At 44.9% G+C, this 24,014-nt stretch carries 22 protein-coding genes; 10 read left to right on the top strand and 12 right to left on the bottom strand.

The window, feature by feature from the left end; translation table 11 throughout:
• The first annotated feature begins 7 nt into the window (after positions 1-7).
• Both AAAA78_RS12660 and AAAA78_RS12655 read left to right on the top strand, forming a co-directional pair.
• A complete protein-coding gene (locus tag AAAA78_RS12660) occupies positions 8-823 on the top strand; it encodes an ABC transporter permease (protein ID WP_340592406.1) in 816 nt (271 codons plus the stop codon).
• A complete protein-coding gene (locus tag AAAA78_RS12655; RefSeq protein WP_340592405.1) occupies positions 820-1,620 on the top strand; it encodes an ABC transporter ATP-binding protein in 801 nt (266 codons plus the stop codon). The genes AAAA78_RS12660 and AAAA78_RS12655 overlap by 4 nt, the downstream gene beginning before the upstream one ends.
• A gap of 7 nt (positions 1,621-1,627) precedes the next feature.
• Here the strand turns inward: AAAA78_RS12655 and AAAA78_RS12650 are convergent, their stop codons facing one another.
• From AAAA78_RS12650 to AAAA78_RS12640, 3 genes are all read right to left on the bottom strand, one after another.
• Positions 1,628-2,059 (bottom strand): hypothetical protein, encoded by a 432-nt coding sequence (locus AAAA78_RS12650; protein ID WP_340592404.1) that lies wholly within the window; start codon positions 2,057-2,059, stop codon positions 1,628-1,630.
• Positions 2,060-2,155: 96 nt separating this feature from the next.
• Positions 2,156-2,857 carry a hypothetical protein gene (locus AAAA78_RS12645; protein WP_340592403.1) on the bottom strand — a complete coding sequence of 234 codons (702 nt, stop codon included), beginning with the start codon at positions 2,855-2,857 and terminating at the stop codon, positions 2,156-2,158.
• A 5-nt stretch (positions 2,858-2,862) separates the two neighbouring features.
• The gene (locus AAAA78_RS12640; RefSeq protein ID WP_340592402.1) at positions 2,863-4,170 is read right to left on the bottom strand and encodes a hypothetical protein; all 1,308 of its coding nucleotides are present in this window, start codon (positions 4,168-4,170) and stop codon (positions 2,863-2,865) included.
• Positions 4,171-4,301: 131 nt separating this feature from the next.
• Between AAAA78_RS12640 and AAAA78_RS12635 the strand changes: the two genes are divergently transcribed.
• From AAAA78_RS12635 to AAAA78_RS12625, 3 genes are read left to right on the top strand one after another with little or no spacing between them, the layout of a single operon-like run.
• Complete coding sequence (locus AAAA78_RS12635) at positions 4,302-5,036, top strand: hypothetical protein (protein WP_340592401.1); 735 nt, start codon at positions 4,302-4,304, stop codon at positions 5,034-5,036.
• A complete protein-coding gene (locus AAAA78_RS12630; protein ID WP_340592400.1) occupies positions 5,027-6,043 on the top strand; it encodes a hypothetical protein in 1,017 nt (338 codons plus the stop codon). Before AAAA78_RS12635 ends, AAAA78_RS12630 begins: the two co-directional genes overlap by 10 nt.
• Positions 6,040-6,600 carry a hypothetical protein gene (locus AAAA78_RS12625; RefSeq protein WP_340592399.1) on the top strand — a complete coding sequence of 187 codons (561 nt, stop codon included), beginning with the start codon at positions 6,040-6,042 and terminating at the stop codon, positions 6,598-6,600. Before AAAA78_RS12630 ends, AAAA78_RS12625 begins: the two co-directional genes overlap by 4 nt.
• Here AAAA78_RS12625 and AAAA78_RS12620 read toward each other — a convergent pair.
• A complete protein-coding gene (locus AAAA78_RS12620; RefSeq protein WP_340592398.1) occupies positions 6,597-8,660 on the bottom strand; it encodes a hypothetical protein in 2,064 nt (687 codons plus the stop codon). The genes AAAA78_RS12625 and AAAA78_RS12620 overlap by 4 nt on opposite strands.
• Before the next feature lie 54 nt (positions 8,661-8,714).
• Positions 8,715-8,987 (bottom strand): hypothetical protein, encoded by a 273-nt coding sequence (locus tag AAAA78_RS12615; protein ID WP_340592397.1) that lies wholly within the window; start codon positions 8,985-8,987, stop codon positions 8,715-8,717.
• 98 nt (positions 8,988-9,085) lie between these two features.
• On the opposite strand from AAAA78_RS12615, the gene AAAA78_RS12610 reads away from it, so the two are divergent.
• Together AAAA78_RS12610 and AAAA78_RS12605 are read left to right on the top strand one after the other, a co-directional pair.
• Positions 9,086-10,711: a hypothetical protein gene (locus tag AAAA78_RS12610; protein WP_340592396.1), complete on the top strand. Its 1,626-nt coding sequence runs from the start codon at positions 9,086-9,088 to the stop codon at positions 10,709-10,711.
• Entirely contained in the window at positions 10,681-11,151 is a 471-nt protein-coding gene (locus AAAA78_RS12605) for a hypothetical protein (protein WP_340592395.1), read from the top strand. The genes AAAA78_RS12610 and AAAA78_RS12605 overlap by 31 nt, the downstream gene beginning before the upstream one ends.
• Before the next feature lie 4 nt (positions 11,152-11,155).
• On the opposite strand, the gene AAAA78_RS12600 is transcribed toward AAAA78_RS12605, so the two are convergent.
• Positions 11,156-11,761, bottom strand: coding sequence for a hypothetical protein (locus tag AAAA78_RS12600; protein WP_340592394.1), 606 nt, complete (start codon positions 11,759-11,761; stop codon positions 11,156-11,158).
• A gap of 109 nt (positions 11,762-11,870) precedes the next feature.
• Between AAAA78_RS12600 and AAAA78_RS12595 the strand changes: the two genes are divergently transcribed.
• Positions 11,871-12,296, top strand: coding sequence for a hypothetical protein (locus AAAA78_RS12595; protein WP_340592393.1), 426 nt, complete (start codon positions 11,871-11,873; stop codon positions 12,294-12,296).
• A gap of 27 nt (positions 12,297-12,323) precedes the next feature.
• Here AAAA78_RS12595 and AAAA78_RS12590 read toward each other — a convergent pair whose 3' ends face one another.
• The 3 genes from AAAA78_RS12590 to lpdA all read right to left on the bottom strand — a co-directional run bounded on the left by AAAA78_RS12590 (position 12,324) and on the right by lpdA (position 17,350).
• The gene (locus AAAA78_RS12590) at positions 12,324-14,852 is read right to left on the bottom strand and encodes a sialidase family protein (protein WP_340592392.1); all 2,529 of its coding nucleotides are present in this window, start codon (positions 14,850-14,852) and stop codon (positions 12,324-12,326) included.
• A 105-nt stretch (positions 14,853-14,957) separates the two neighbouring features.
• Positions 14,958-15,470, bottom strand: a complete 513-nt coding sequence (locus AAAA78_RS12585) for a MarR family winged helix-turn-helix transcriptional regulator (RefSeq protein ID WP_340592391.1) — start codon at positions 15,468-15,470, stop codon at positions 14,958-14,960.
• Positions 15,471-15,940: 470 nt separating this feature from the next.
• A complete protein-coding gene (gene lpdA / locus AAAA78_RS12580) occupies positions 15,941-17,350 on the bottom strand; it encodes a dihydrolipoyl dehydrogenase (protein WP_340592390.1) in 1,410 nt (469 codons plus the stop codon).
• 144 nt (positions 17,351-17,494) lie between these two features.
• On the opposite strand from lpdA, the gene AAAA78_RS12575 reads away from it, so the two are divergent.
• On the top strand, positions 17,495-18,334 hold the full coding sequence (locus AAAA78_RS12575; RefSeq protein ID WP_340592389.1) for a hypothetical protein: 840 nt from the start codon (positions 17,495-17,497) through the stop codon (positions 18,332-18,334).
• Positions 18,335-18,392: 58 nt separating this feature from the next.
• On the opposite strand, the gene AAAA78_RS12570 is transcribed toward AAAA78_RS12575, so the two are convergent.
• The 3 genes from AAAA78_RS12570 to AAAA78_RS12560 all read right to left on the bottom strand — a co-directional run bounded on the left by AAAA78_RS12570 (position 18,393) and on the right by AAAA78_RS12560 (position 23,013).
• Positions 18,393-18,785, bottom strand: coding sequence for a hypothetical protein (locus AAAA78_RS12570; protein ID WP_295900826.1), 393 nt, complete (start codon positions 18,783-18,785; stop codon positions 18,393-18,395).
• 235 nt (positions 18,786-19,020) lie between these two features.
• On the bottom strand, positions 19,021-20,286 hold the full coding sequence (odhB, locus tag AAAA78_RS12565) for a 2-oxoglutarate dehydrogenase complex dihydrolipoyllysine-residue succinyltransferase (protein WP_340592388.1): 1,266 nt from the start codon (positions 20,284-20,286) through the stop codon (positions 19,021-19,023).
• A 21-nt stretch (positions 20,287-20,307) separates the two neighbouring features.
• Positions 20,308-23,013: a 2-oxoglutarate dehydrogenase E1 component gene (locus AAAA78_RS12560; RefSeq protein WP_340592387.1), complete on the bottom strand. Its 2,706-nt coding sequence runs from the start codon at positions 23,011-23,013 to the stop codon at positions 20,308-20,310.
• 164 nt (positions 23,014-23,177) lie between these two features.
• Between AAAA78_RS12560 and gpmA the strand changes: the two genes are divergently transcribed.
• Complete coding sequence (gpmA, locus tag AAAA78_RS12555; RefSeq protein ID WP_340592386.1) at positions 23,178-23,924, top strand: 2,3-diphosphoglycerate-dependent phosphoglycerate mutase; 747 nt, start codon at positions 23,178-23,180, stop codon at positions 23,922-23,924.
• Positions 23,925-24,014 lie beyond the last annotated feature (90 nt).

Raw genomic sequence — 24,014 nt, 5'->3', positions numbered from 1 at the left:
TTGAAGTTTGAAAATAGCATGGACGTCGGCCATAAAAGGATTTTGGGTGCCCGCTGCCATACTGATTGTGTGGGAGCTTGTTGTGCGTTTCGGAGGAGTGAACCCTCAAGTGCTGCCGGCACCTACTGCTGTTTTGATGAAATGGTATGAATATCTGAAACCATACGAAGCTTATGATCCCGCGCAAGGCTCTTACATTAAATGGCTTTTTTCCGGAGAACTTATCCGTGATCTTATCGCAAGTTCTTATCGTGTCGCCGTGGGATTTATCATCGGCGCGGGACTCGCACTGCCTTTAGGTCTTTTGATGGGAGCAAGCACTCATATTTATGATTACTTTAATCCTCTGATTCAAGTGCTTCGTCCGATTCCTCCGATTGCTTTTATTCCGTTAGCTATTTTGTGGTTTGGTCTTGGGGACCCTCCCGCGGTTTTTCTGATCAGTCTGGGCGCTTTCTTTCCGGTATTAATGAACACCATCGTGGGAGTCAGAGCCGTGGACAGTATTTACATTCGAGCGGCAAGAAATCTGGGAGCCAATCCTCGCGTGATGTTTTTAAAAGTGATCTTGCCAGCAGCGATGCCGTACATTTTAAGCGGCGTGCGCATCGGAATTGGTACCGGATTTATTTGTATGATCGTGGCAGAGATGATCGCGGTCAACAACGGACTTGGATATCGCATCCTGGAAGCACGCGAATACTTCTGGTCTGACAAAATTATCGCTGGCATGTTTTCTATTGGTTTATTGGGACTTGCAATCGATACCGGAGTCAGCAGACTTAATAATTATCTTTTGCGTTGGCATCGAGGTTTGGAATGAGCGAAACCACGCAAATTGAAATCGATCATGTCCACAAAGTTTTTTACGGCGAAGGCAAAGACGTTGTCGCTCTTCGTGATATCGACTTTAATATTTCAGCAGGACAGTTTGTGTGTTTATTGGGACCTTCTGGATGCGGGAAGAGCACGCTTCTTAATGCCATCGCGGGATTTTCTTTACCCACACAAGGTGAAATTCGCGTTGATGGAAAAGTGGTCTTATTGCCGGGCCCTGATCGCGGCATGGTCTTTCAAGAGTACGCGCTCTTTCCTTGGATGACTGTGGCTGAGAACATCACGTTTGGTTTAAAAATTAAAAAAGAAAATTCTCAGAAGATTGAAAACAAACTGAATGAATTATTGAAAATGCTCAAGCTCACGGATTTCCGGGACCGCTTTCCGAAAGATCTTTCGGGAGGGATGAGACAACGGGTCGCTATCGCCAGAGTTTTGGCTTTGGATTCTCCGATCATGTTGATGGATGAACCTTTTGGCGCGTTGGATGCATTGACTCGGCGAAGTCTGCAAGATGAATTGCTAAAGCTTTGGAGTGAACTTAAAAAGACGATAGTCTTTGTTACGCACTCGATTGAAGAATCGATTTATTTATCAGATCGAATCATCGTGATGAGTTACCGTCCAGGCACCGTAAAAAAAGATATTCACGTCGAGCTTCCGCGCCCCCGCAATCCGGCGTCTCCGGATTTTAATGATTTAAAAAGAGAAATTTCGCAACTTGTGATGGAAGAACAAAACCGCTTTGAACAAGCGCAGCTTCAAGGTTCTACCGGCGACTAAATGAATTTTATTCGTCGTGATAAGAGCGAGTTGTGATTTTGCTACGACTTAGCTGCATCAATTTTTGCGATATCTGCACAAGGAAATAGCCCAAGCACGAAAAAGCGCAACCAAGCATCAACGTCACAGAGGTGGATTTCATCGCGAGTTTTAAGAATTCCGCGATGGATGGAGCTTCCGTGTAACTCAGTTTTAAAGAGTTGCGAATTAGCAGCGGCAGAATATATCCCACTGTCATTAGAAATGAATTTTCTAAAATATGTAAAGGCCGACGAGTCAGAAATCCGTTCAGTAAAAACAGCAGACAAAGAAAGTTTACGGAGTCGCCGACAATGTCCCATGCGAAAGCTTGATAGACCAACACCAGTGAGCCTGAAAAAAAGAGGGTGTAGTAGATCCACAAACTTCGGCTATGTAAAAACGAACCGTCTTTTTGCATAAAAAAGCCCCTCTGCTGACAATGTTAAACAGAGGGGCTGTGATTTGAAATACTATGTCAGGAACTTAATGCGGTCCTAGACCTTGGGCCTTGGCCTTACGGGCACTGACAGTCTTTAAAGCGGCAAGAAAGAGTTTTGCCGTGATTGTTGTACTGAAACTCAAACACCTTACTGTCGTGCTTTTCAAGAGCAACAGAAGAGCCGTCTTTAAGCACCAACTGAGACTTCACTTCGTGCTTCGTGATCTTTCCTTGTGCTAGCAACGAAGCCACCGTCTCATTTCCTTTTAACGGAAGACGTTCCGGGTAACCTTCTTCATCCAATTTAAAGAAACGAATTTCTTTTTTATCAGGGCTGTTGGTGTTGTCCGAAGTGATAACGTGCACGCGGCGTTTGGAACCATCAGCCAATGTAAGATGGTAGTTCTCTAAAGAAATTTCTTCTTCTTTAACGCCGACACTTTTTTGTAAGTATTCAATCAAAGCTTCAGGAGTCGCAATGGCTTGTGCCGCAACTTCCGGAGCACAGAGCTGCAAAGATTCTAAAAAGTTATCTTTGCTAGAAGACGTTGCATCTGCTTCTGTGTCAGTAGCTTCTCCCAAAAAAGAATTATCAGGAGTTTTTGTATTCTGATTTTCTGCAGGAGAAGAAGTGATCACAGCACCTGTTTCTTGGGTTGCGACCGCTCCGTTTTTCGCATGAAAAAGTATATGGAAGAAAAAGTAATCAGTGAAAAGACCTAATCCAAAAAGGATCAGGCCCCATGTAATCCATGTTTTTAATTTAATCGGTTTCATAGTTCCTATTCTTGGCTAAGATCCGGGCTCCAAGGATCCCATGATTGGCAGCTTCTTGCACGCTGCGAAGGTCCACGCACTTCACCCCAACGGTAAGCACCGTCATCGTGTGGATTGTTAGAGATGAGTCCCGCGAAAATTCTGCGCTTGAACTCAGCTAAATCCATCGCTTTGCCTGGAAGATACGCTGTCACACAAACGGAAGCGCCGGTTTGTACAGAAGGCCCCATTTGCGCAGTTTCTGTCGCTGCAGACTGATTGATCGCAGGGAAGATTTTGTTCAATTGAGTAACGACTGTTGCATCCAACTGATTGCCGCCGTTGATGTGCAAGATTTCACGGTAAGCGCGGCGCAACGCCATGAAGTCGTCAAAAATACGACGGTCTCTGTTTGGAGTCGAATACGTGTCGTAAGTCGCATAGTCCATGCAACGAGAGTTTGATTTCAAGTAAGCCAAACCTTCATTTACAGAAGTCACGCGACCTGTGAATCCTTCGCAAGTCGTTTTAAGCAAGCGAGTGATCATTTGGTTGTCAGTTTCTTGGCGCAAAGCCAAACGGTTTTGCACGTAACGAACCCATTTGTTCAAAGGAATGCGATATTGTTCATCGCTGTATCCTGGAACTTCCCACACAGGACGGTTCAAAGAAGATTCAGGTCTCCAGTAACGGAAACCCGCATTTCCGGAAACAGAAAATTCACCTTCAAAAACCCAGTCAGGATTTGGCCATGATTGACGTTCTTGCAAACCGTAACCAGAAGCAGAACCCACCACAGAGTTGTAAACCAAGTGAGGAACACCAATCGGAAGGATTTCTTTCACTGTCCAAGAGTGGTGATTCTTTTTAGTTGTCATGATCAAAGCACCAGAACGAATAGTGTCGCGGCTGATCGCCACTGGATACGTATCGTTCGGAAGTGAACGAGTGCTTACAGTTTCATACATGAACCACAAGAATTGACGAAGACGATTGATCTCGCTTTGTGAATCCCAACGGCTCATCTTATTAGATAAAGTTTTTCCAGAAGCCGTCGGATCTTGAATCACGAATGGCAAACGGTTTTCAAACGCGAAAATGATACGCATAGAATAAACTGTGTCAGCACAGTCCACGCGCATTCCGTAATAAGGATTGCTCTGTCCGTTTGGAAGAGATTTGCGAGAGAAGAAATCCACGCGCCATTCCGTGCGCACCCACTCATTGAAACGAGCTTCATAAGCTGGAGACCATTGATTCACATCGGTCCAAACGGCAGCTTGAGCAGAAACGCCCAAGAAAAGTGATACTAGCAAAATCAAGTTACGAAACATGTCACTCTCCTTAGAAGTGTTACATGGTCGCAGGGGTATATTGCTGGGAAGTAAGGATCAATGAATTAATTATAGTGCGTTGCGTGGCCTGTCGAATTTTCCAATGCGCGGCGTTAATATCCCGCCTCACTATGCAAACAAAACTGAAATTCGCTCTATGTGCGTTCATTTTCGTACTCTCTTCTTGTCAGTCAAAAGAAGAGCCACTCACTCGCGAGAAATCTTTGTCGACAGGTTTTTCGATGATGGATCGTGGGAATTACGATGAAGCGATCGCGTATTTCACAAAACTTTCTGCTGTGGATCCGCACTTTCACGTGAAGATGGCTCTTGCATCTGCATACGCTGGTAGAGCGGGAGTGAAGATTGAACAGATCTATTCATTCGTTGTTGTGAAAAACATCACGCCACAAACTCTGCGTTTAACGGGATTGTCCATTGATCAACAAACATCACAATTAATGAACACATTGGCTCGCTATTCAGAACGGTGGAATCGAGTTCCCGATGTGAGCCCGGGCGGACGACGTGATTTGCAAAGTGCCTTAAAAGTTTTAGAAGGTGTACCAGAGCCGGGTGCGCGACTTTACAGTGCGACTTTGCGAGTGGTGTTGTTAAAGTCCTCAGTTGTTCAAGGAACAAAGAGTTGGAAAATTCAAAGCAAGTCGCAAGTTTGCACCGATGATCTTCGTCCGTACTTTGATTGGGGATTGCGCATTGTTGATGGTTTGCTATTTCTTTTAGAAGACTTGCGTGGTGCTTTTCCTGAACGAGAAAAAGATTATCAAGATATTTCAAATCGTCTTTCGCAAATTAAAAAAGATGCAGAAGCTCTTCCGTGGCCTCGGGAGAAGATGTGTTTTTAAAATCAATCGTCTTTATTTTTTTAATTTCAACGCAAGTATCGTTCGCGGACACGCTTCCTGCGACACTGCGAGATGGAAGCACACGGTTTTTATCGCGCTCGTTGGGCAGTGCTTGTTACACCTTAGATAGCGTGCAACGGGGACTTCCATGCAACCCCGCTTCGATCGCCAAGGAACGCAAACCACGGTTCGACACGGATTTGTTTTTAGGAACTCAGGCAGAGTATCTAAAAGAAGCCGAAAATCTTTTAAATGGAAACGACAATGAGCAAGCCGTGACAAAGTTTTTTGCCCATCGTGAATCCATCGACGCCGAAATTTCTTTAGAAGCTTCTTTTCAAGCATCCACTTGGGGCGTCTCGATTGAACCGTATCGTTTGGTTGCTGTCAGTCGTTTTGAAAACCCATCTCTTCCCATGGTGGATTTGATCGTCGCTGAAGAACAAAGTATCAAGGGACAAATCGCCAGCTACGTGCACGATAACTTCTATGCGGGACTTCAAGCGCGTTACACACATGTTCGTTTTATTGGACAATATTTTGCGGTGAGCGAAACTTTAGCTGGGGATAACAAAGATCTTTTCGATTCTGAAACGCAAGATTTAATTTATCTCGAGCCCGGCATTCTGTATGCGTGGGAAAATCTCGTATGGCAGCCTCAAATTTCCGCCGTCCTTGCGCATTGGGGAGTTAGCAGTCGCAAGACGGAGCAATATCCCATACAACCCGAAGGTTTGTTAGGAGCCTCCGTAAAACCTTTAGTGCCGTTGGGCCTTTTAGAAGTAGGTCTACAAGTAGAAGTAAATTCTCAAACTAAAAACTTCAGAGATGCCTATCGTGGAGCTTTGACCTACAAGCTGGGTATTTTGCAAGCTGTTCTAAGTGTTTCTGAATACGACCATGCCGCTGGATTTTTGGTTTCTTACAAGAGCTTCTCAACGGGTCTTTCTTATTGGGATGAAAAAGAAGCCCGTGGAGTATTTATCCAGTTCGGAGTGACACTATGAGAATGATTTTTTTCGCGGCTTTTATTTTATTCTTATCGTGCGCCTCATGGGCTTTCGAAAGAGAAGTGACTTACGATGGAGCCGCGCAGTGGAATGAATTTCGTCATTTCGTTTTAGAACAACAAAAAGAAGATGAGCGGGCAGGGTTGGGATATATGATCTCGGGTGCTGTCGCAGCTATCGGCGGCACTATCGCTTATCATCAGTCGGAAGAAGTCTTTAGTCGCACTATCTTTGCTATCACTTCAAATGTGGGACTCGCTGCCATTGGTCTTGGCGCTACTTACTATTGGACGGGGAATGAAGTGGATTCTTTCTTTTATGCGATTGATGGATCGTCTTTATCACTCGCAGAAAAAAACGAAGTCTTGCAACGATATCTTTCTAAAGAACGGCAGGAAAAAGAAAATCGTCGTTGGATTCGCGTTGTCACGCACGCCTTGATTGCCGTCGCTAACATTTATAGCGCGTCTCAAGAACAGAGTTCTGAAGTTCGTTCCGTGTTTTATTTCTTAGGTGGCGCGAATGCGCTGCTTGCTGTGAGTTACAGTTTTTAATTGCTGGCGGGTTTGCAACAGTAAGACGATTTGGCCGGCGCCATTGATAAGTCTTCTGAAGAAACTCCGTAGGCTCCTCCAGAAGAGCTGCAATTAAGGGCCAATGCCACGTTCCCCGCAAACAGAGAAGTTGTCCACGCCGTAGCATTCAGAGCCAATTTATTTCCATCACGACAAGCATGTACAAGTTGAGTTGTCGTACACAAGTCTGCTCCGGCATCACTACACAAAATTAAGCTAGCACCAAAAGTTCTAAGAGTCGCATCCATCTGCTTGATACAAAATGGAGCTCCTTTGTTGACCCGTGTCCAACCAGCTTCACAGCCACCTGCGCGCTTGAGAATCCATTTGCCGCTTGTAGAGTTGTACACCAGTGAGTCTCCATCTTGAAGTCCCGCTGATGTATCAACAGGAACTCCTTGGATTCTTGCCACTGTCGGTGAAGGATAGTTACCACCCAAGTCACCAGTTGCGGCTCCTGCAGGAGTTCGTGCATCAGATAGACGAGCGTCATTTCCAGCGGCCACGGTGCCAGCACCGCTACCGACATTCAAGGTGATTGTGGGAGTGGTCGTGCCATTTGCAACCGTGACATAAGAATTTCCACTAGTAACGTTCGTCACTGTACCTGTGGTGTCTGTACTACACTCCCAACGAGTTCCAGAGGCGACCCATCTGAGTATTTGTCCGTCAGCGCAAGCTATGTTGTTGGGCTTGTACGTCATGTATCTTGACGTCGCACTTTGGATATCACCGTAATCTAAAGTGACGGCTCCAGTTTTCGTTGCGATCGAAGTTACAGGGAAATTGATAGCTATATTTGTTGCATTGGTGAGGCGACCTTGAGCATCGACTATAAAACTTCCGACTTGATTTGCAGAACCATATGTTCCTGTGGTCACGCTGGTGTTAGCAAGTGAGATTGTTCCAGTGCCTGTAACGGGGCCGCCTGTTAAGCCAGTGCCTGTTCCCACGCTGGTCACAGTGCCACCAGCACCCGTATTATCTGGGGCAGGCGCCCAAGATGTTCCGTCAAATTTTAAAACCTGTCCTGTGCTTGGCGTGGTTGTGGAAACAGCGACATTTCTGATTTTAGAAACAACGTTTGCAGCCATCGTTCCAGTGACATCTCCGGCCAAGGCTTGATTGATATCCAAGCACTGCCACGCATCGGTTATGAAATTATAGTTTGTTGTTTGATTCGCAGTACAAGAAGGGACCTGCATCTTACTAACTTTATCTGACAACTGAGTCGAAAGATTCGTAATATCCGCAATGGTAGGAGCCGCAGCCACCCAGTTTGTACCATCATGTCGTAAATATTTTCCCGCCGTCCCCGTTGGAAGGGACATACCCGCATTGTCAGTCACACAAGAGAAATTTGTTCCGTCGGATTTTAAAACAGTTCCGACGGCACAGGTGGGCAGATTTGTTTTTGCAAAAGCCTTCACGGTCGGATCAGTTTCAGTTTTTAAATAAGTCGTCGATGTGCCTCCAAGCAACGCCTGAAGATTTGTGACATCAGCAGCGGTCAGCTCAGGAACGGTTGTTTTTGAGCGCAGTAAGTTGGCTGCAGAATAAGTGTCGATTGTTTTTGTACTTCCTGAAACGCGCGCAATAGTTGAAAGAGGAACGGATTTCAATGGCTGCTGAGCAAACGCTTGCCAAGCGGATCCGTCGTAAAAAGAAATTTTAATACTGCGTTCATCGTTAGTAAGAGGCGTGTACGTGGAGCCATCAGAACAATTAAGAACAGAGTCATTACTAAAAAGACTCTCTAATGCTCCAGTAGTTGGGAATATACGTGAACCACTTCCTAAGATGACGTGAAAGGCGCCCTTGGTATTGGACATATCCACACCAACAATTTGTTCTCGATAAAGAGCACAAGTCCCTGCAGGATTTGTGACCTCAAGAAGAAAGCTTACGGCGCTGCCGGAGTAAGGAGTGCCGTCAGGTTTTAAAATTTTTCCGGAAATATTATAGCCATCAGCTCGCGCAGTGAGCGCGAACATAAGATGAACGACAACTAATAAAAAAGCCCCACCAAGAGATTTCATTCCAAATAACTATTCGGAATTACGTGGATAAATCATTAGTTATTTAACTGAATTTTACTCGGCCTGGGTGTCCAGAACGAGCTTATAACCGTTCGCTGAAATAGAGGGGACAGCTTTGTTCTCTTTTGAAACAACGGCCTTCAAGTGATAGCCGTCGGTCGAAGTTGAGACACCGACACTGGCGAGTTCAGTTTCCACAGGTGGACTTTGAACCGTGTTTTGTGCGGGACCCGGAATTTTTCGCAAAAGGCTGACTTGCGGTGTGACGTCCGAACACCCGGCCAAAAGAAGCGATAAAAAAGCAGCTTTAAAAACGTGAGATCTCATTAATCAACTTATCGGTATCTTGGAACTGGACTTTAGGACGTTCAGTTTTTGCGGAAATAAACAGATAAGAAGTTGATATTTTTTATAAAGGAGAAGACGTGAAGCAGTCTAAGGCATCCTTCTGGGTTTACGCATTTTGCTTTTTTACTTTTGCAGCATTCGGGTGGTACGGATTTTCCGTAGACTCAAAAGAAGTTGTCGGAACTGCGGAGCTTGCATCTAAAGGTGCCTTTGAAACAGCGGAACAATGCGGACCTCAACGCAATTACTTTTTAAAAGATCTAAAAAAGATGTCGCCTGTCTATGCGGGAAACCGTTCGCAAGCACAATTGGGACGCGGCAATCCTCCGAAGGAATGCGTCTCCTTTATTATGCAAAACTTTATTCCTTTGAATTCAAAATCCACGGCGATGTCGCAATGTCGTGATGAAAGGGGACAGGCTTTATTGTCGCCAACCAAAGGGGCAGATGCAGCGGGCTTCCAACCTCCGTGCGCGACTGAATCTTACGTGAACAGCGTTTACAATTCATTAGTCGACGTAGGTGATTGCTTAAACATTCCAGTGAAAGAACTTTTGCCAAAACTCTATAACGAAAGTGGCTTGCACGTAAACACATTGGGCGGCGGTTTTGACGCTGGTGTAGGACAGCTAACAGTCAGTGCTCTTCGTGAAGTGTTCATGCGCTACGATGGAATTCCAACAAACCCGTCGGCTCTTGATTGGTATGTAAAAGAAATCGCAAAATCCAACAAAGAATCTTGCAAAAGAATCATCGCCGAAAAAAGTGCTTATCAAATTGATGTTCCGAAAGGACAAAAACTTTGTTTCTCGGGTGAAGCTTCAGATGCGGATTGTTATACTCCGTGGTCTTCCAGCAATCGCTGTATCGTGATGACAATGCCAGCAAATCCATTAAAGAACGTTTTATTCACAGGTATTTTCTATCGCAGCATGCTTAAAAATGCGACGGGCATTAGTTTCTCTGCGGGTAATGACACTATTAATGGCAGAGCCTTTAGAGAAGGTGAAGACTACAACGGTTATATCGGCGCAGGAAACTTCGTCGAGCGTCTTCGTAAGCTTGGTGCCACTCATGCATCGAGTGCCGTGATTAAGCAGATGATCGTTTCTTTGGGATTTAATGCGGGTATTCGCAGTGGCAAAATTTATTTAGAAAACTTCATCAAACAAAGAGAAGCAAAGCAGAAGTACCTTAAAGATGAAGACGTCGACTTCCAAAATGTCAGCACAGGTAAATGGGCGATTGTCACAAATCTTCCAACATACTGGCGTGGTTTGGGTTCCGACGACGCAGCAGAGTTTGATAAAGCGATGACGTCGCTTGAAGTTCTTCGCGAACTAGGACTTGATGCGAACAAAGCACAAAAAACATACAAAGAACTTCGTCCTTACGTGCAAAAAGAAGTAAAGGCGATTAACGACAATCAAAAACTTTCTGCCGAAGACAAGCAGAAGAAAATCAACGAGCTTAAAGTGAAATACGATAAGTATCGTCATCCTCTTTTGCAGGCGGTGTTTGCAAAGTCTGACGAGTTGACTTTACCGGAGTATATGAGAATTGCCCACGCGTACTCCATCATCACGGACACGAGTGCCGGTGGTGCGCCAGGGTACCTGAGTTTCGTGGCAGCTAAGCATAAACAATTGGAAAAAGAAATGGGAGCAAGAGTATGTACAGCAGATCAATACTTACAGTTCTAGGAGCGGTTTCCGCAGTTCTAGTGACATCCGCTTTCTCTTTTCATGTGAGAGCGCCTTTTTCACCAGGTGGTGATTCTGCAGCGCAAATGATGGCTGTTGCCAATGTCGTGCAGACGGTGGATATGAACCTCAACGGTCTTAACAGAAAAGTTCATTCGCGTATGCCAGCGAGTGAAAAAGTCGAGATATTAAAAGAAACTCTTTCAACGATTGCAGAAGTGCGCAAACAAAGTGCGTTGCAAACAGTGGATAAAGAAGTTTATTTGGATTATGCGACAGAATCTTTGGAGCACGTGGCGCAAGATCCTCATTTCTCGGTGGAGAAGTGTCCTGAATACAAAGCGCGTGTCATGAATGACTTTGAGCCTTATGCGGAAAAAATGCCATCGCATCCGGCTCTGAAACGTTCTTATCAAATCATTGAAGGTATTTGTTCTTAATTTTTTATTTGGAGAGTTGGGATTTGGTTCTCAACTCTCTTGCCATCAAAGACTCCGGACTGCATTCATTCTCTGCGTATTTCATTGGCATCGAATAGCTCTGTCCGTCGATTGTTAAATCTAAAGCAAGCCTGTAAGAGTTGTAAGTGCCCGCGAAGCTTTTCTCCGTCACTAACGACGAATAGAAAGACCAACCTTTTACTTTGAAACCGTTTTGATCTTGCTCATCCGTTGTGCCGAAGCAGGATTCGATCATAGTTCCTTGAATTTGACATTTAGAACGGGGCCACTCAAAGCGTTGAATTGTCGGAAGTGCTGTCAAAGTTTGAGCTTTGGCATTGATCTTTGCGATATCACTGGGAGTCGCAAGACCATCAAAAACTGGCATATAGCGAGGACCATTGTGATGAAAGACCTCGACAATCACAATGTCACCCACTTCACGAATGGCAAAGCTGGTTGTCGGGAATTCTGTAATACACGTCATGTCCATTTTTCCGGCAGCAGTCGGCAGTGCTGTAGCGTCGGAAGACGCGAAAGCTGAAGCAGCGCTTGTCGCTGTTAATACAAGTGAAAAAAACGAAATAAAGGCAAGAATTAAGCTTTTCATTGTGGTTCCTCAAACGTACTTGATTAAAAAAGTATCAGTATTTGGCTTAAGGACACAGTCGAGATTGAAAAAATCGTCAGAACATAAGATAAAAGGACGGGAGGTGAGCATGAAATCCGTTATTTTGTTGTTTTCGACATGGTTCTTAGTCTTGGATGCTCACGCGGCTATCGAAGTCCCTGTTCGCAGTTCACGCAGCTTGCGTCAACAAGTGGATAGTTATGCAGAGCTTTTAGAAAAAGAAGTGGTCAAGGCAAAGAACACCAAAGAAAAATACAGCGCTATGAATCGTGTTTTGGGACAGATTAAATCTCTTCGCGAAAACAGTGCACCTCAGGGCGCTTTAGATGAATCGCATATGGATTTTGTAGTTTCTGTTTTAGAGTCCTTGCCAGCGCAGGGAAAATTCAAAAAGAAGGAATGTCTAAAATACGAAAATGACCTTCTAAGCCAATATGAACCCACAGCCGAAGAAGCTCCGCAAGAACCTGCGGTAAAACCGGCTTGGACTGTCTTGCAGTCGTTGTGTCGTTAGATTTTTTCTGAAAACAAAGGCCAAGGATTAGTCGGATATCTTGATGGTCTTGATAAAGTCGACATAACCAACTTTCGCCTCAGCGTAATGGGTTTGGACGCCGATAGTATCCGAATCAAGTTGATATAAGGCGACTGAACTGTATTCATAGGAATATATGTAATTATGCCCTTGAGCGGTTATTAAAGGCACCTGATCGTTAATCAGTAACCAACTTCCGTCATTGCCTAGCTTCAGTATCTTATCGTCGGAAGTTAAAACAAAAATTTTATTATTTGTCGTAATCAAAAGACTTTTCGGCGCGTAGGTAGAATCCATGATGGTCGTCCAAGTTGAACCTCCATCCACACTTTTTTGAATCCGTGTTTGTTGCCTTAAATAGATATTTCCATTTGAGTCAAAAGCGATTTCCTCATAAGGATTCGAGGTGGTATTGGACTCTCGACGGACCTCATTCCAAGTAACTCCGCCATCGACGGATTTGTAGAGAATTCTTTCCGAGGCCGGATTGGACTCCCGTCCCGAGAGCCATAAGACATTGTTCTTATCGACTTTAAAATCATCCATACCAAAAATTGTATTGCTGGTATTCTGGGGAAATGTGCTTACAGTATTCCACGTTGTTCCTCCGGATGAGCCTTTTCGTATTTCGACAAAGCCGTTGGAAGAATATCCATAAAATGCACCATAATATAAATTATTATTCTGATCCGCGACGAGACGTCCATTTGTAGACCATTGGAAAGGCTGCGATGGATAGGTTGGATGAGTGTATTGTTCAACGTAGGTCCAAGTTTGCCCGCCGTCTGAACTTTTGCGAACAAGTGCCGAGGATTCTGACTTACCCAGGACATAGATGTTTCCAAGGTTGTCGTAAGCGGCATCGACCGTTGAGAATGTGCGGGTAGGGTCTACGAACAGATCCGCGGTACTCCATGTTTTTCCTTTGTCGGAGCTGATTCCCGTGAACCAAGGATTATTGTCGTTGGATTTTGATAAAGAACTCAGCCAGCCAACGCTGAGGTAGCCACCCGACGGGAGGACAAGGAGCTTAGTGATTTCATTATAAAATTTTTCGGTATAAGCAATGAAGTCTCTTTCTGACCACGTGGCACCACTGTCAGTCGAATAAAAGTTGAGAGCATAGTAATAGAAGCTGGCTATTGCATGAACGCCATTGCCTGTTCCTGGAAATAGGAGGCAGCCGTTAACGTAGCTTCCTGACTTCAGTGTTGACGTGGACCATGTATTCCCGCCATCTGTGCTGCGGACTATTTTTATTTCTGGATTAGGAGCAGGCCAACCGGGAGGATAGTAGGTGCCTATGGAAACTATTGTGCCGTCGCCTAAAACTTCAACTTCGCCGACCTTAGTTGACATGGAACCGTAGTTGTAGATTTCTGCCCAGGTCACGCCACCATCGGTAGTCCGTTTGATGTTCCAACTGTAGCTTCCAAAATTTGAAGAAAGATAGGCCGTTGTATTGTTGATGATTTGCAGCTCGCCGTAACCTTGATAATTAGAAGTCGCCACGTTGCCTAAATCCACGTTCATGTCTGCAAATGACCATGATGTTGCAAAAGTCCCTTTATATAAAACGGCTTTACCAGAAGCGTTTTGAGCAATGAACCAAATAGTGTTATCAGGAGCCACTCGCACATGCAGGATTTGGGCATTATAGGTGTTTACATCTTGAGTGTAGATGATGGACCAAGTTTGCCCCTGATCCTTACTTTCTTTGAGAACCCAACGATTGGTGTTGCCGGGGCCTCGGGAATCGTACCCAGCGGCGTAAACATATCCCGTAGAAGGTGACGTCGCAGTGGATTGGCATAAACTTTCGATATCTAACTCTGTATCTACATCGGCTGACGTCCATGTGAGCCCACTGTCGGTTGATCGCCTGACATACCAATGAATAGCATCGTAATTATCAGAATCCCATTGGTATCCGCATGAATAAGCGGAGTTTAAATGACTGGACATAGCCAAGATGTGGGCCTCGCCCTCGTTGTAGGGCCGATAGTGATCGGCCACATTCCAAGTAATTCCGTTATCAGAGCTGCGTTGAACGACGGTCCACTCCCAACCTCCTGCGGAATCGACAATGATGGTTCCAATCAATAAAGTTCCATCTGAAAGTTTTGTGCCTGAAGTTGGATAATTTTGATCTCCATAAGTTTGCGGAGTTTCCATCACAAAAGATTCATCAAGGCCTAATATGTTTACCGTGACTTTCTTTGTTTCTCCATCGGCAGAGGTCAAAATAAGTTCGGTGGTTTTGCTACTTAGATTTTTGGGAATGACTAAAGAGTCGCTGGCCGAATCATAGTATCCATCAGGACTTGAGATGACGTAATTGGTATATTCGTCGGTTGCAAAAAGAGTCTGCAATGAAATGGACTCTCCTGAATACACGGAAGACTTTGCTAAGGGAAGAGGCGGCGTTGCCAATGAAGGAATTGAAAGAGAACTTTGCAAATGGGCGTCGAGTTGGCAATTCACCAAAAACGGTACGAGCAATGTGAAGAGAAGACGTTCCAAAAAAGTTTTCACAGTTATAGTATCGGTTGTTTATACGAGAAACTATAGCGTACGGATGTCTCATGAGACACAGATCGTGTTTCGCTTTGGAACAATGGCTTTGCAGTCCCTGTGGCGTTAATGTTCTTCGAAGAGCAAGATTTTCTTTAAGGCTTCTGACACGGCATCTTGTTCTTTTTTAGAAATCTTTTTTGCGAAGCTTTGAAGCTCTTTAAGTCTTTCTTTTAAAATCGGTTCTATTAAGTCTTTCCCGCGCGCGGTGAGTGTGATGCGCACGGCTCGTTTATCAGATTCGTCTTGGATTTTTTTAACCAATCCCTTTTTTTGTAATTGGTCGATCATGCTTGTCACGGAACCAGAGGTGAGAACACTGTATTTCATCACTTGGGCGGCTGTCAGGGGTTGTGGCGAAAGACGGCGTAAAGCTGCGAGAGTTTGAAATTGTGAGGCTGTGATGCCGTGCTTGTTACAAAGAATCGCAAGCCGCTCTTCTAAAAGGGCTGATAGCCGCAAGGTGCGAAATAAAAAGGCCGTGGAAGGGTCAGAATAACGAACCTGTCCGCTTTGGTTTTCCCATTCTTGTAAAAAAACGTCGACGTAATCTCGGTTTGAGTCTTTTTGATCTTTCATCTTGAAATCAAGATAAATACAAAATATCTTGATGTCAAGATATCGGAGGTTTTATGGCGTCTGGACCGAAAGCGTTCACAGTCTCAGCCGATCAAGGGGAGACTCTTCAGGTAGGATCTGATCGCATTACAATCAAAATAGATAAAGAGGCCACGGGCGGGCAGTTTTCCCTTGTTGAAAGAGACGTGGAGACGCGGTCTTTATTCCGCGCAGAACCTTCTTTCGCTGGGCCAATCCCAGCCCTGAGACGGCAAGATGCTTAATTATTTACACTCCGGGTGGTTTCGAAGGATTTTTTAGAGAAATGATCCCACTTATTGCAAGTAAGTCTGACAAAGTGGGAAATTACGAGCAGACTTTAAAAGATATTGAGAGAGTTCAAGACAAATACAATCTGATCCGACGTCCATAGGAAATAAAAAAGGCAGAGATAACACTCTGCCTTTTCTGTTTTAAAATGTCTTTTCGAATTACATTTGTCTTTGACGTTTTTCAACGGCCAAAGCCGCTTCGCGAACAACTTCACTGAGAGTCGGATGCGCGTGGAAAGATCTTGCAAGATCTTCACTGCTACCGCCGAATTCCATGCACACGATCACTTCGTGGATCAATTCAGAAACACCAGGTCCCACCATGTGAGCGCCCAAGATGCGGTCCGTTTTTTTATCCGCGATGATTTTCACAAAACCTTCTGTGAAACCTTTCGCTCTGGCGCGACCATTTGCCAAGAATGGGAATTTACCGACGTTGATCTCAAGACCTTTTTCTTTCGCTTGTTCTTCCGTGATACCCACAGAAGCAATTTCAGGATGAGTGTAGATCACGCCCGGAACTGTTTCATAGTTCACATGTCCTGCTTTACCTGCGATCATTTCTGCAACAGCCACACCTTCTTCTTCCGCTTTATGCGCAAGCATTGGGCCTGTGATAACGTCACCAATCGCAAAGATACCAGGAACATTTGTTTGATAGTGAGTATCGACGAGAATGCGACCTTGAGGGTCTTTTTGAATGCCCATCTCTTCGCAGCCCACGCCATTTGTGAATGGCTTACGACCTGTCGCTACAAGAACAACATCGGTTTTCAAAGAAGTCGCTTTTCCATCCGTCAAAGATTCGTAAGTAACTTCAACACCGTCATTCAAAGTTTTAGAGCCTGTCACTTTTGTAGAAGTGAGGATCGTCATGCCTTCTTTTTCAAGATTCTTCTTAAGCACGTTCATGCAGTCTTGATCCATAGGACCGCCAAGGCGATTTGTGTACTCGATCACGGTCACTTTCGTTCCAAGACGTTGCCATACAGAGCCCAACTCAAGACCGATAACGCCACCACCAACAACAATCATGGATTTCGGAAGCTGTGAAAGAGCCAAGGCGCCTGTGTTAGAAACAATGCGCTTTTCATCGAACTTCAAGAAAGGAAGTTCCACAGGAGCAGAACCTGTCGCGATCACGATGTTCTTTGTTGTCAGAACTTGAGTTGTGCCGTCTTCGGCTTTCACTTCAACTTTACCAGCTCCAACGATTTTTCCCATTCCTGTGAATGGCGTGATCTTGTTTTTCTTGAAAAGGAACGCAATACCTTCGGTGTTTTGTTTCACAACCTTGTCTTTGCGAGACATCATTGTTGGAAGATCCAATTCGACCTTCGCCACTTTCACACCGTGAGCTGCAAAGTCATGTTGAGCGGCGACAAAGTGCTCAGAACTTTCCAAAAGCGCTTTTGAAGGAATACAGCCGACATTCAAGCATGTGCCGCCGAAAGTTTTGTCTTTTTCGATCACTGCTGTTTTAAGTCCAAGTTGAGCCGCACGAATTGCCCCAACATAACCGCCGGGACCAGAACCAATTACAATCACATCAAATTGAGTATCAGCCATAGAAGCGTCCTTTGTAGAGAATGGATACATCCGAATTTATACGCTATTTTAGCACCATTGGTCACCTAGGAAGCTTCGCATTAACGGCCGTTTGGATAGCCTTTAGTCATAGTGTTTTATGCCGATAAATAGAGCAGGGGAAATATGAACGTTTTTATTCTATCTATCTTCCTATTTATGTCCTCAAGTTATGCGGCGTCGGACTTTCTTGTAGATCGACTTAAAGCTAAGGGTTTTGGGTGCTCTCCGGCGGAGGGCGGGGATATCTGCAAGGTATCTTCGGTAAGTACGCCTGAGTTTAAATATTCTCAACCCATTGCGATCTTTGTTCCTAAGAATGTGCGCAGACCTACAAGCACTGTTGTGCATCTGCATGGTCATCGCTGTGTTTGTGAGCCTTGTGATTTGTCTCCCGAAAAAATGGTTTCGCAGTTTGAATTTTCAAAACAGATGAAAGAGGCGGGCCTAGCAAATTCCGTTCTGATTGCACCTGTGAGTATAGGCCATTGTGTGAACTTTGAAAAAGAACTCGCTCCGCAGTTTGATCAGTTCATGAAATGGGTGAACTCTTCCGTCGATCCCACTCAAGATCGTTTGTTTCTTTCAGGCCACAGTGGAGCGGGGCGAGCACTTGGAACCATTGTTGGAGATGCGGCAAAGAAAGATCCCACTCTGTTAAAGAAAATAGACGGAGTCGTTTTGCTAGACGCCACTTATTCAACTCGTCCTGCTTATTTAGAACAGTGGAGTCTGGCAGCTAAAGGAAACAAGAATTTAAAAGTTTATAGCGTGATTAATACTGGAGGCGGCACAGAGGTTGGTAGCAAGATGCTTAAATCCAGCATGCCTCAAAGCGAAGTCGAAATTGAAAAATCAAAAACGCCTCATTGCAAAATTCCTGGTGAATATTTCCGCAAGGGTTTGAAAACCGTTCAACCAGGCTCGGGTTCTTCAAGTGCGTCACTATCTGAGGGAGCCCGTTAAAACGAAAAATCCCCCGAAGATCTTCGAGGGATTTTTTCATCTCTAAAAAACGACTAAGTTAAGCCGCTCTTTTTTCAGCGCGTTTTTTCCAAACAGGCTGCATCTTTTTGTAGAATTTCACATCGGTCTTGCAGGCCTTTGTGTACTCTTTCGTGTACTTGTTGAATTTCTTATCAAGCCACGCGTAGTAGCAAGTGTACATGTAGTTTGTGAAGAACTTTGTCATCCATTGGTGAGGACCATTCACCGGGAAGTCATACTTGTTGAAGAAATAAGGAATTTCTTGATTGAAAGAACGCCACCACTCTGTCGCTTCTTTTTTATGAACGAAGTTACCTACAAAAAGCGGCTTACCCTCAAAAGTAAAACCCACTTCGTAACCATGGCCTACAGGTTTGAAATAAGATTTGAAATGATAGCCATAGTATTCCCAGTTCTTAGTTTTGTTCATTAAAGTCCCCCTATTGGTTATGAACGTAGTAAAGACTTCATCGGATTTTTTGGGAACGAGTTAACGCGTGGACAGAAATAAAGTTTCCGATCGCAGATCGAACACTAGAGTAGTCATTCAGAATTTTGGGAGTGTGGGATCCATTGAATGACTTTAAGTGTGGGGGAGTATTAGGCAAGTCGGAGTTGTCGTAATTATAAAAAAAGGCCCGTCTCAAAACGGGCCTTTTCGGGAATTAAACCTCAAGTAATAATCTCTCAGGATCTTCAACAAGTTCCTTAATTTTTACTAAGAAACTTACGGCTTCTTTGCCGTCGATAATTCTGTGATCATACGTCAAGGCAACGTACATCATGGGGCGAATCTCAACTTTGCCGTCAATCGCGACCGGACGATCTTGGATTTTATGAAGACCCAAGATAGCAGACTGCGGATAGTTCAAGATCGGAGTTGAAAGAAGTGAACCGAACACACCACCGTTTGTGATAGAGAATGTTCCGCCACTCAAATCATTCGGAGTGATTTTTCCGTCACGGCCTTTCAAAGCCAAGTCACGAACAGCCATTTCAATTCCTGCCAAAGAAAGCATGTCTGCATCTTTTACGACTGGAACCATCAAGCCTTTTTCCGTCGATACCGCGATACCGATGTTGTAGTAGTTGTGATACTCAATGTCAGTTCCTGTGATCAATGCATTCACGGCAGGGAACGCTTTTAAAGCCTCCACAGAAGCTTTCACAAAGAAACCATTAAAGCCCAAGTTCAAACCATATTTCTCTTTGAACTTGTCTTTGTACTTCGCACGAAGCTCCATCACTTTGCTCATGTCGATTTCATTGAAAGTCGTCAAAAGAGCCGCTGTGTTTTGCGCTTCTTTTAATTTTTCCGCAATACGTTTGCGGATCGTTGTCATTGGAACAACTTTTTTATCGCCTTGTTTTGAAGGACCGCGAGCGGCCATCACTTCTGCTGCAGAAACTTGTGGAGCTGGTGCTGCTTTAGCAGGAGCTGCTGCCGGAGCTTTCGCAGAAGGTTGAGCTTCAAGCACATCACCTTTAGTCAAGCGACCGTCTTTACCAGTGCCCTGGATGCTTGAAGTATCCAAACCCTTTTCAGTCACAATTCTTTGCACTGCAGGGGATAGATGTTGAGAAGCATCGGTTTTTGCTGCAGCTTGGGGAGCAGGTTGTGAAGGAGCTGGCGCTGCTTCAGCCTTCGCACCGGCCGGTGCTGCGGCACTGCCCGCGTCCGCGGGTTTTGCGTCTGTATCCAAAGTGGCAACAGTAGCACCGATCTTAACAACCGCGCCCGCTTCGTTACCTGGAAGAATAGTCAAGACACCGTCGTTTTCAGCCACGACTTCAACGCTGGCTTTGTCAGTTTCAAGAAGCATTAAAACTTCATTGCGTTTTACGAACTCGCCGGATTTTTTTGTCCAGCTGCCGATGGTTGCTTCTGTGATGGATTCCCCAACCGCGGGAACTTTAATCTCTTGTTTCATGCAACGTCCTTAATCTAGCACCTAAGCGCCAAAAATAGATTTAACAATTTCCGCTTGTTCGATTTTGTGTCTGTGGATAGATCCTGTCGCAGGAGAAGATCTCTCAGGACGGCCCACATACTCAAAACCAAGTTTCAAACCTGCTTTAGACACCACGTCGACAAACTTAAAGTAAACGCTTTGGAAAGCACCCATGTTCTTAGGTTCTTCCTGTGCCCAGATTAAAGTTTTCGCCTTAGGGTAAGACTTCAAAACTTCAGTCACTTGTTTTGCAGGGAACGGATAAAGCTGCTCAAGGCGAACAAGGGCGATACCGTCCTTCTTCGTTTTTTCTCTTTCCTCAAGAAGCTCGTAATAAAGTTTACCAGAAACGAACACAACCGTGTCCACTTTGGATTTATCAACAGTGTCAGCGATCACTTCTTGGAAGTGACCTTTTGCAAGATCTTCAATCGAAGAAACCGCGCGAGGGTGACGCAACAAAGATTTTGGTGACATCACGATCAACGGTTTACGGAAGTCTCTGTGCATTTGACGGCGAAGGGCGTGATAGATTTGCGCCGGAGTCGTCAAGTTGCACACTTGCATATTGTTTTGCGCACCAGACTGCAAGAATCTTTCAAGACGTGCAGAAGAGTGCTCTGGTCCTTGACCTTCATAACCGTGAGGCAGAAGCATCACAAGACCGCTCATTTGTTGCCATTTTGTTTCGCCAGCAGCGATGTACTGATCAATCACGATCTGCGCGCCATTCACGAAGTCACCGAATTGCGCTTCCCACATCACAAGACTGCGAGGATCTTGAACAGAGTAACCGTATTCGTAGCCGACGACGCCGTACTCTGAAAGAATACTTTCTGCCACAAGCAATTTTGCTTTTGGATTTAGATCCGCAAGAGGGAAGTAAGCTTTGTTCGTTTTGAAATCATACATACCCGCATGACGGTGAGTGAATGTACCGCGAACGCAGTCTTCACCCGTCAAACGAACGCTCGTGCCTTCAGAAAGCAAAGAACCGTAAGCAAGAAGTTCACCCATGCCCCAATCAATCATTTCTTTTCCGGCACCCATCGCTTTGCGTGTCTCAAGAAGTTTGATCAATTTTGGATGAGGAGTGAAGCCCTCAGGGAAAGAACCGATTTTCTCGCCGATCTTTTTCAAAGTCGCTAAGTCGAATGTTGTGTCGGCTGTTTTTTCAAAGTCAGCATCTGTTGCTTTACGAAGACCCTTCCAGCTTCCTTCAAACTTGAAGTTTTTAAGCTTAGGAGGATTCTTTTTCGTTTCTTCGTAAATAGACTGAAGACGATCCATCGCTTTTGCGTAAAGGTCGTCGATAAATTTTTGATCCAAGCTGCCTTCAGCAACCAATTTCTTCGCGTAAAGTTCGCGAACTGTCGCGTGAGCTTTGATAAGCTCATACATTTGCGGTTGAGTGAAGGCAGGTTCGTCACCTTCGTTGTGACCGTATTTACGATAGCAGATCATGTTGATCACAACATCTTTGCCAAACTCTTGACGGTAACGAAGAGCGATGTCCATCGCACGCACGCAGCTTTCAACATCATCACCGTTCACGTGAAGAACCGGTGTGAAAGTCATTTTCGCTGTATCAGAAGCGTAACGAGTTGAGCGAGTGTCAAAACCGTTTGTCGTGAAACCAACTTGGTTGTCCAAGATAAGATGAATCGTTCCGCCGACAGTGTGAGGTTTTACTCCCGCCATTTGCAAAACTTCTTGCACGATGCCTTGGCCCGCAAACGCCGCATCTCCGTGAACCAAAATAGGAATAACTTGCTTGCGATTTTCATCGCCCATTTTGTCTTGAGCCGCGCGAGCCATACCGACAGCCACCGCATTCACAGTTTCAAGGTGAGAAGGGTTGTACGCCATCGTCACTTTGCAAGAACCTGCCGCTGTCTTCTTTTCAGTGACATAGCCTAAGTGATATTTCACGTCGTTATCGAAATCTTCAACAGGAGATTCCAATTGCAAAGGACCGTTGAAGTCACCAAAAACGTACTCTTCACCTTTACCAAAGAAATTCACTAGAAGGTTCACGCGACCACGGTGGGCCATGCCAACGAACACTTCTTTCACGTTCATGCTTGTGCCCTTGTTCACAAGAGCTTCCATCATTGGCAAGAAAGAATCCGCACCCTCGACAGAGAAACGCTTTGTTCCTACGTAACGAGTGTGGATGAATTTTTCTAAAGACTCTGCCTTCGTCAAAGATTGCAGAGCATTTTTCTTGTCGTCCAAAGAAAGTTTGAAACCATTGCCTTCAAATTCTTGTTGCAACCATTGATACTCTTTTGGAGTTGCATCAGAAGCTTGCAAGGAAATTGTTCCGCAATAAGTTTTCTTAAGGTGCGCGATGATATCAGAAAGTGTTGCACCTTGTTTGCCGATCAAAGATCCCACTTGGAATTTCGCGCTCAAATCTTTTTCACTCAAACCAAAACGTTTCAAAGCAAGCAATTCACTGGTTTGAGGAGCATAAAGAGGATTGAGATTTGCTTCCGTGTGACCATCAGCTCTGTAAGCTTGAATCAATTGGAAAACAGAAAGCTCTTTGTCGGACATTCCGAACTTACCGTCTTGGGCAAATTCAACGCCCTCAAAAAAACTTTTCCATTCAGGAGCCAAAGATTCCGGATTGGTTTTGAAATCTGCATAGAGCTGTTCGATGTACTCTAGGTTCGCACGATTGATGCCAGTGTTATTCACAACGATGATCCTCACGTTTATAGCACAGTAGTTACGAGCGCTAATTTTTCAAAATCTTGGGAGTTTGACACGCTTTAATGCACGGCAAAAACGCAAGCTTTTGATATTAAAGAAAGCCTGGTCATGATAGCTCTTTTTTTATGTAAACTGAAGGAGTTTAAGCTGTGTATAAGTTGGTGCTCGTAAGACACGGTGAGAGTGTTTGGAATCAGGAAAATCGTTTTACAGGTTGGCAGGACGTAGATCTTTCTGAAAAAGGTCGAGCGGAAGCTCTAAAAGGGGGGAAAGCCCTCAAAGATAAGGGCTTTAGCTTTGACGTCGCTTATACAAGCGTCCTCAAAAGAGCGATTAAAACTCTGAACTTCGTTTTGGATGAATTGGATCAAGTGTGGCTTCCTGTCCACAAAGAGTGGCGCCTGAATGAGCGCCACTACGGTTCGCTGCAAGGCCTCAACAAGGCTGAGACTGCGGCTCGTCATGGCGAAGACCAAGTGAAAATCTGGCGTCGCAGTTATGATGTTCCGCCACCGCCAATGGATGTGAACGATCCTCGCCATCCCACGCACGATCCGCGCTATGCGGGTGTTGACCCCAAACTTTTGCCTAGCCAAGAGTCATTGAAAGACACCGTCGCGCGCTTCCTTCCATTGTGGAACGGCACGATTGCTCCGACGATCAAATCTGGAAAAAAAGTGTTAATCGTAGCGCACGGGAACAGTTTGCGTGCGTTGATTCAGCATCTTGAAGACATGACTCCTGATGAGATCATGGCTGTGAATATGCCAACGGGAATTCCGCTCATGTATGAATTGGACGCGAATTTCAAAGTCATCAAGAAGGAATTTATTGGTGATCCTGAGGAAGTGAAGGCGGCAATCGACGCTGTTGCGAACCAAGGAAAGGCCAAATAGCCATCTCTCTTTGAAGCAAAGAGTGTCTTAGAGTGAGGCACTCTGCGGTGATTTTTAAGACATCCGGACGTCCACTGTATTAAGTTTGCT

Source organism: Bdellovibrio sp. BCCA (assembly GCF_037996825.1).
In the GTDB taxonomy this organism is placed as follows: domain Bacteria; phylum Bdellovibrionota; class Bdellovibrionia; order Bdellovibrionales; family Bdellovibrionaceae; genus Bdellovibrio.
This window is presented reverse-complemented; position numbering and strand designations above follow the sequence as displayed.

Coding starts and splice junctions, on each gene's coding strand:
- AAAA78_RS12650 (WP_340592404.1), bottom strand. CDS start 2,059: ATGCAAAAAGACGGTTCGTTTTTACATAGCCGAAGTTTGTGGATCTAC.
- AAAA78_RS12570 (WP_295900826.1), bottom strand. CDS start 18,785: ATGAACAAAACTAAGAACTGGGAATACTATGGCTATCATTTCAAATCT.
- AAAA78_RS12620 (WP_340592398.1), bottom strand. CDS start 8,660: ATGAAATCTCTTGGTGGGGCTTTTTTATTAGTTGTCGTTCATCTTATG.
- AAAA78_RS12615 (WP_340592397.1), bottom strand. CDS start 8,987: ATGAGATCTCACGTTTTTAAAGCTGCTTTTTTATCGCTTCTTTTGGCC.
- odhB (WP_340592388.1), bottom strand. CDS start 20,286: ATGAAACAAGAGATTAAAGTTCCCGCGGTTGGGGAATCCATCACAGAA.
- AAAA78_RS12585 (WP_340592391.1), bottom strand. CDS start 15,470: ATGAAAGATCAAAAAGACTCAAACCGAGATTACGTCGACGTTTTTTTA.
- AAAA78_RS12575 (WP_340592389.1), top strand. CDS start 17,495: ATGAACGTTTTTATTCTATCTATCTTCCTATTTATGTCCTCAAGTTAT.
- AAAA78_RS12595 (WP_340592393.1), top strand. CDS start 11,871: ATGAAATCCGTTATTTTGTTGTTTTCGACATGGTTCTTAGTCTTGGAT.
- AAAA78_RS12625 (WP_340592399.1), top strand. CDS start 6,040: ATGAGAATGATTTTTTTCGCGGCTTTTATTTTATTCTTATCGTGCGCC.
- AAAA78_RS12635 (WP_340592401.1), top strand. CDS start 4,302: ATGCAAACAAAACTGAAATTCGCTCTATGTGCGTTCATTTTCGTACTC.
- AAAA78_RS12645 (WP_340592403.1), bottom strand. CDS start 2,857: ATGAAACCGATTAAATTAAAAACATGGATTACATGGGGCCTGATCCTT.
- AAAA78_RS12605 (WP_340592395.1), top strand. CDS start 10,681: ATGTACAGCAGATCAATACTTACAGTTCTAGGAGCGGTTTCCGCAGTT.
- AAAA78_RS12640 (WP_340592402.1), bottom strand. CDS start 4,170: ATGTTTCGTAACTTGATTTTGCTAGTATCACTTTTCTTGGGCGTTTCT.
- AAAA78_RS12600 (WP_340592394.1), bottom strand. CDS start 11,761: ATGAAAAGCTTAATTCTTGCCTTTATTTCGTTTTTTTCACTTGTATTA.
- lpdA (WP_340592390.1), bottom strand. CDS start 17,350: ATGGCTGATACTCAATTTGATGTGATTGTAATTGGTTCTGGTCCCGGC.
- AAAA78_RS12655 (WP_340592405.1), top strand. CDS start 820: ATGAGCGAAACCACGCAAATTGAAATCGATCATGTCCACAAAGTTTTT.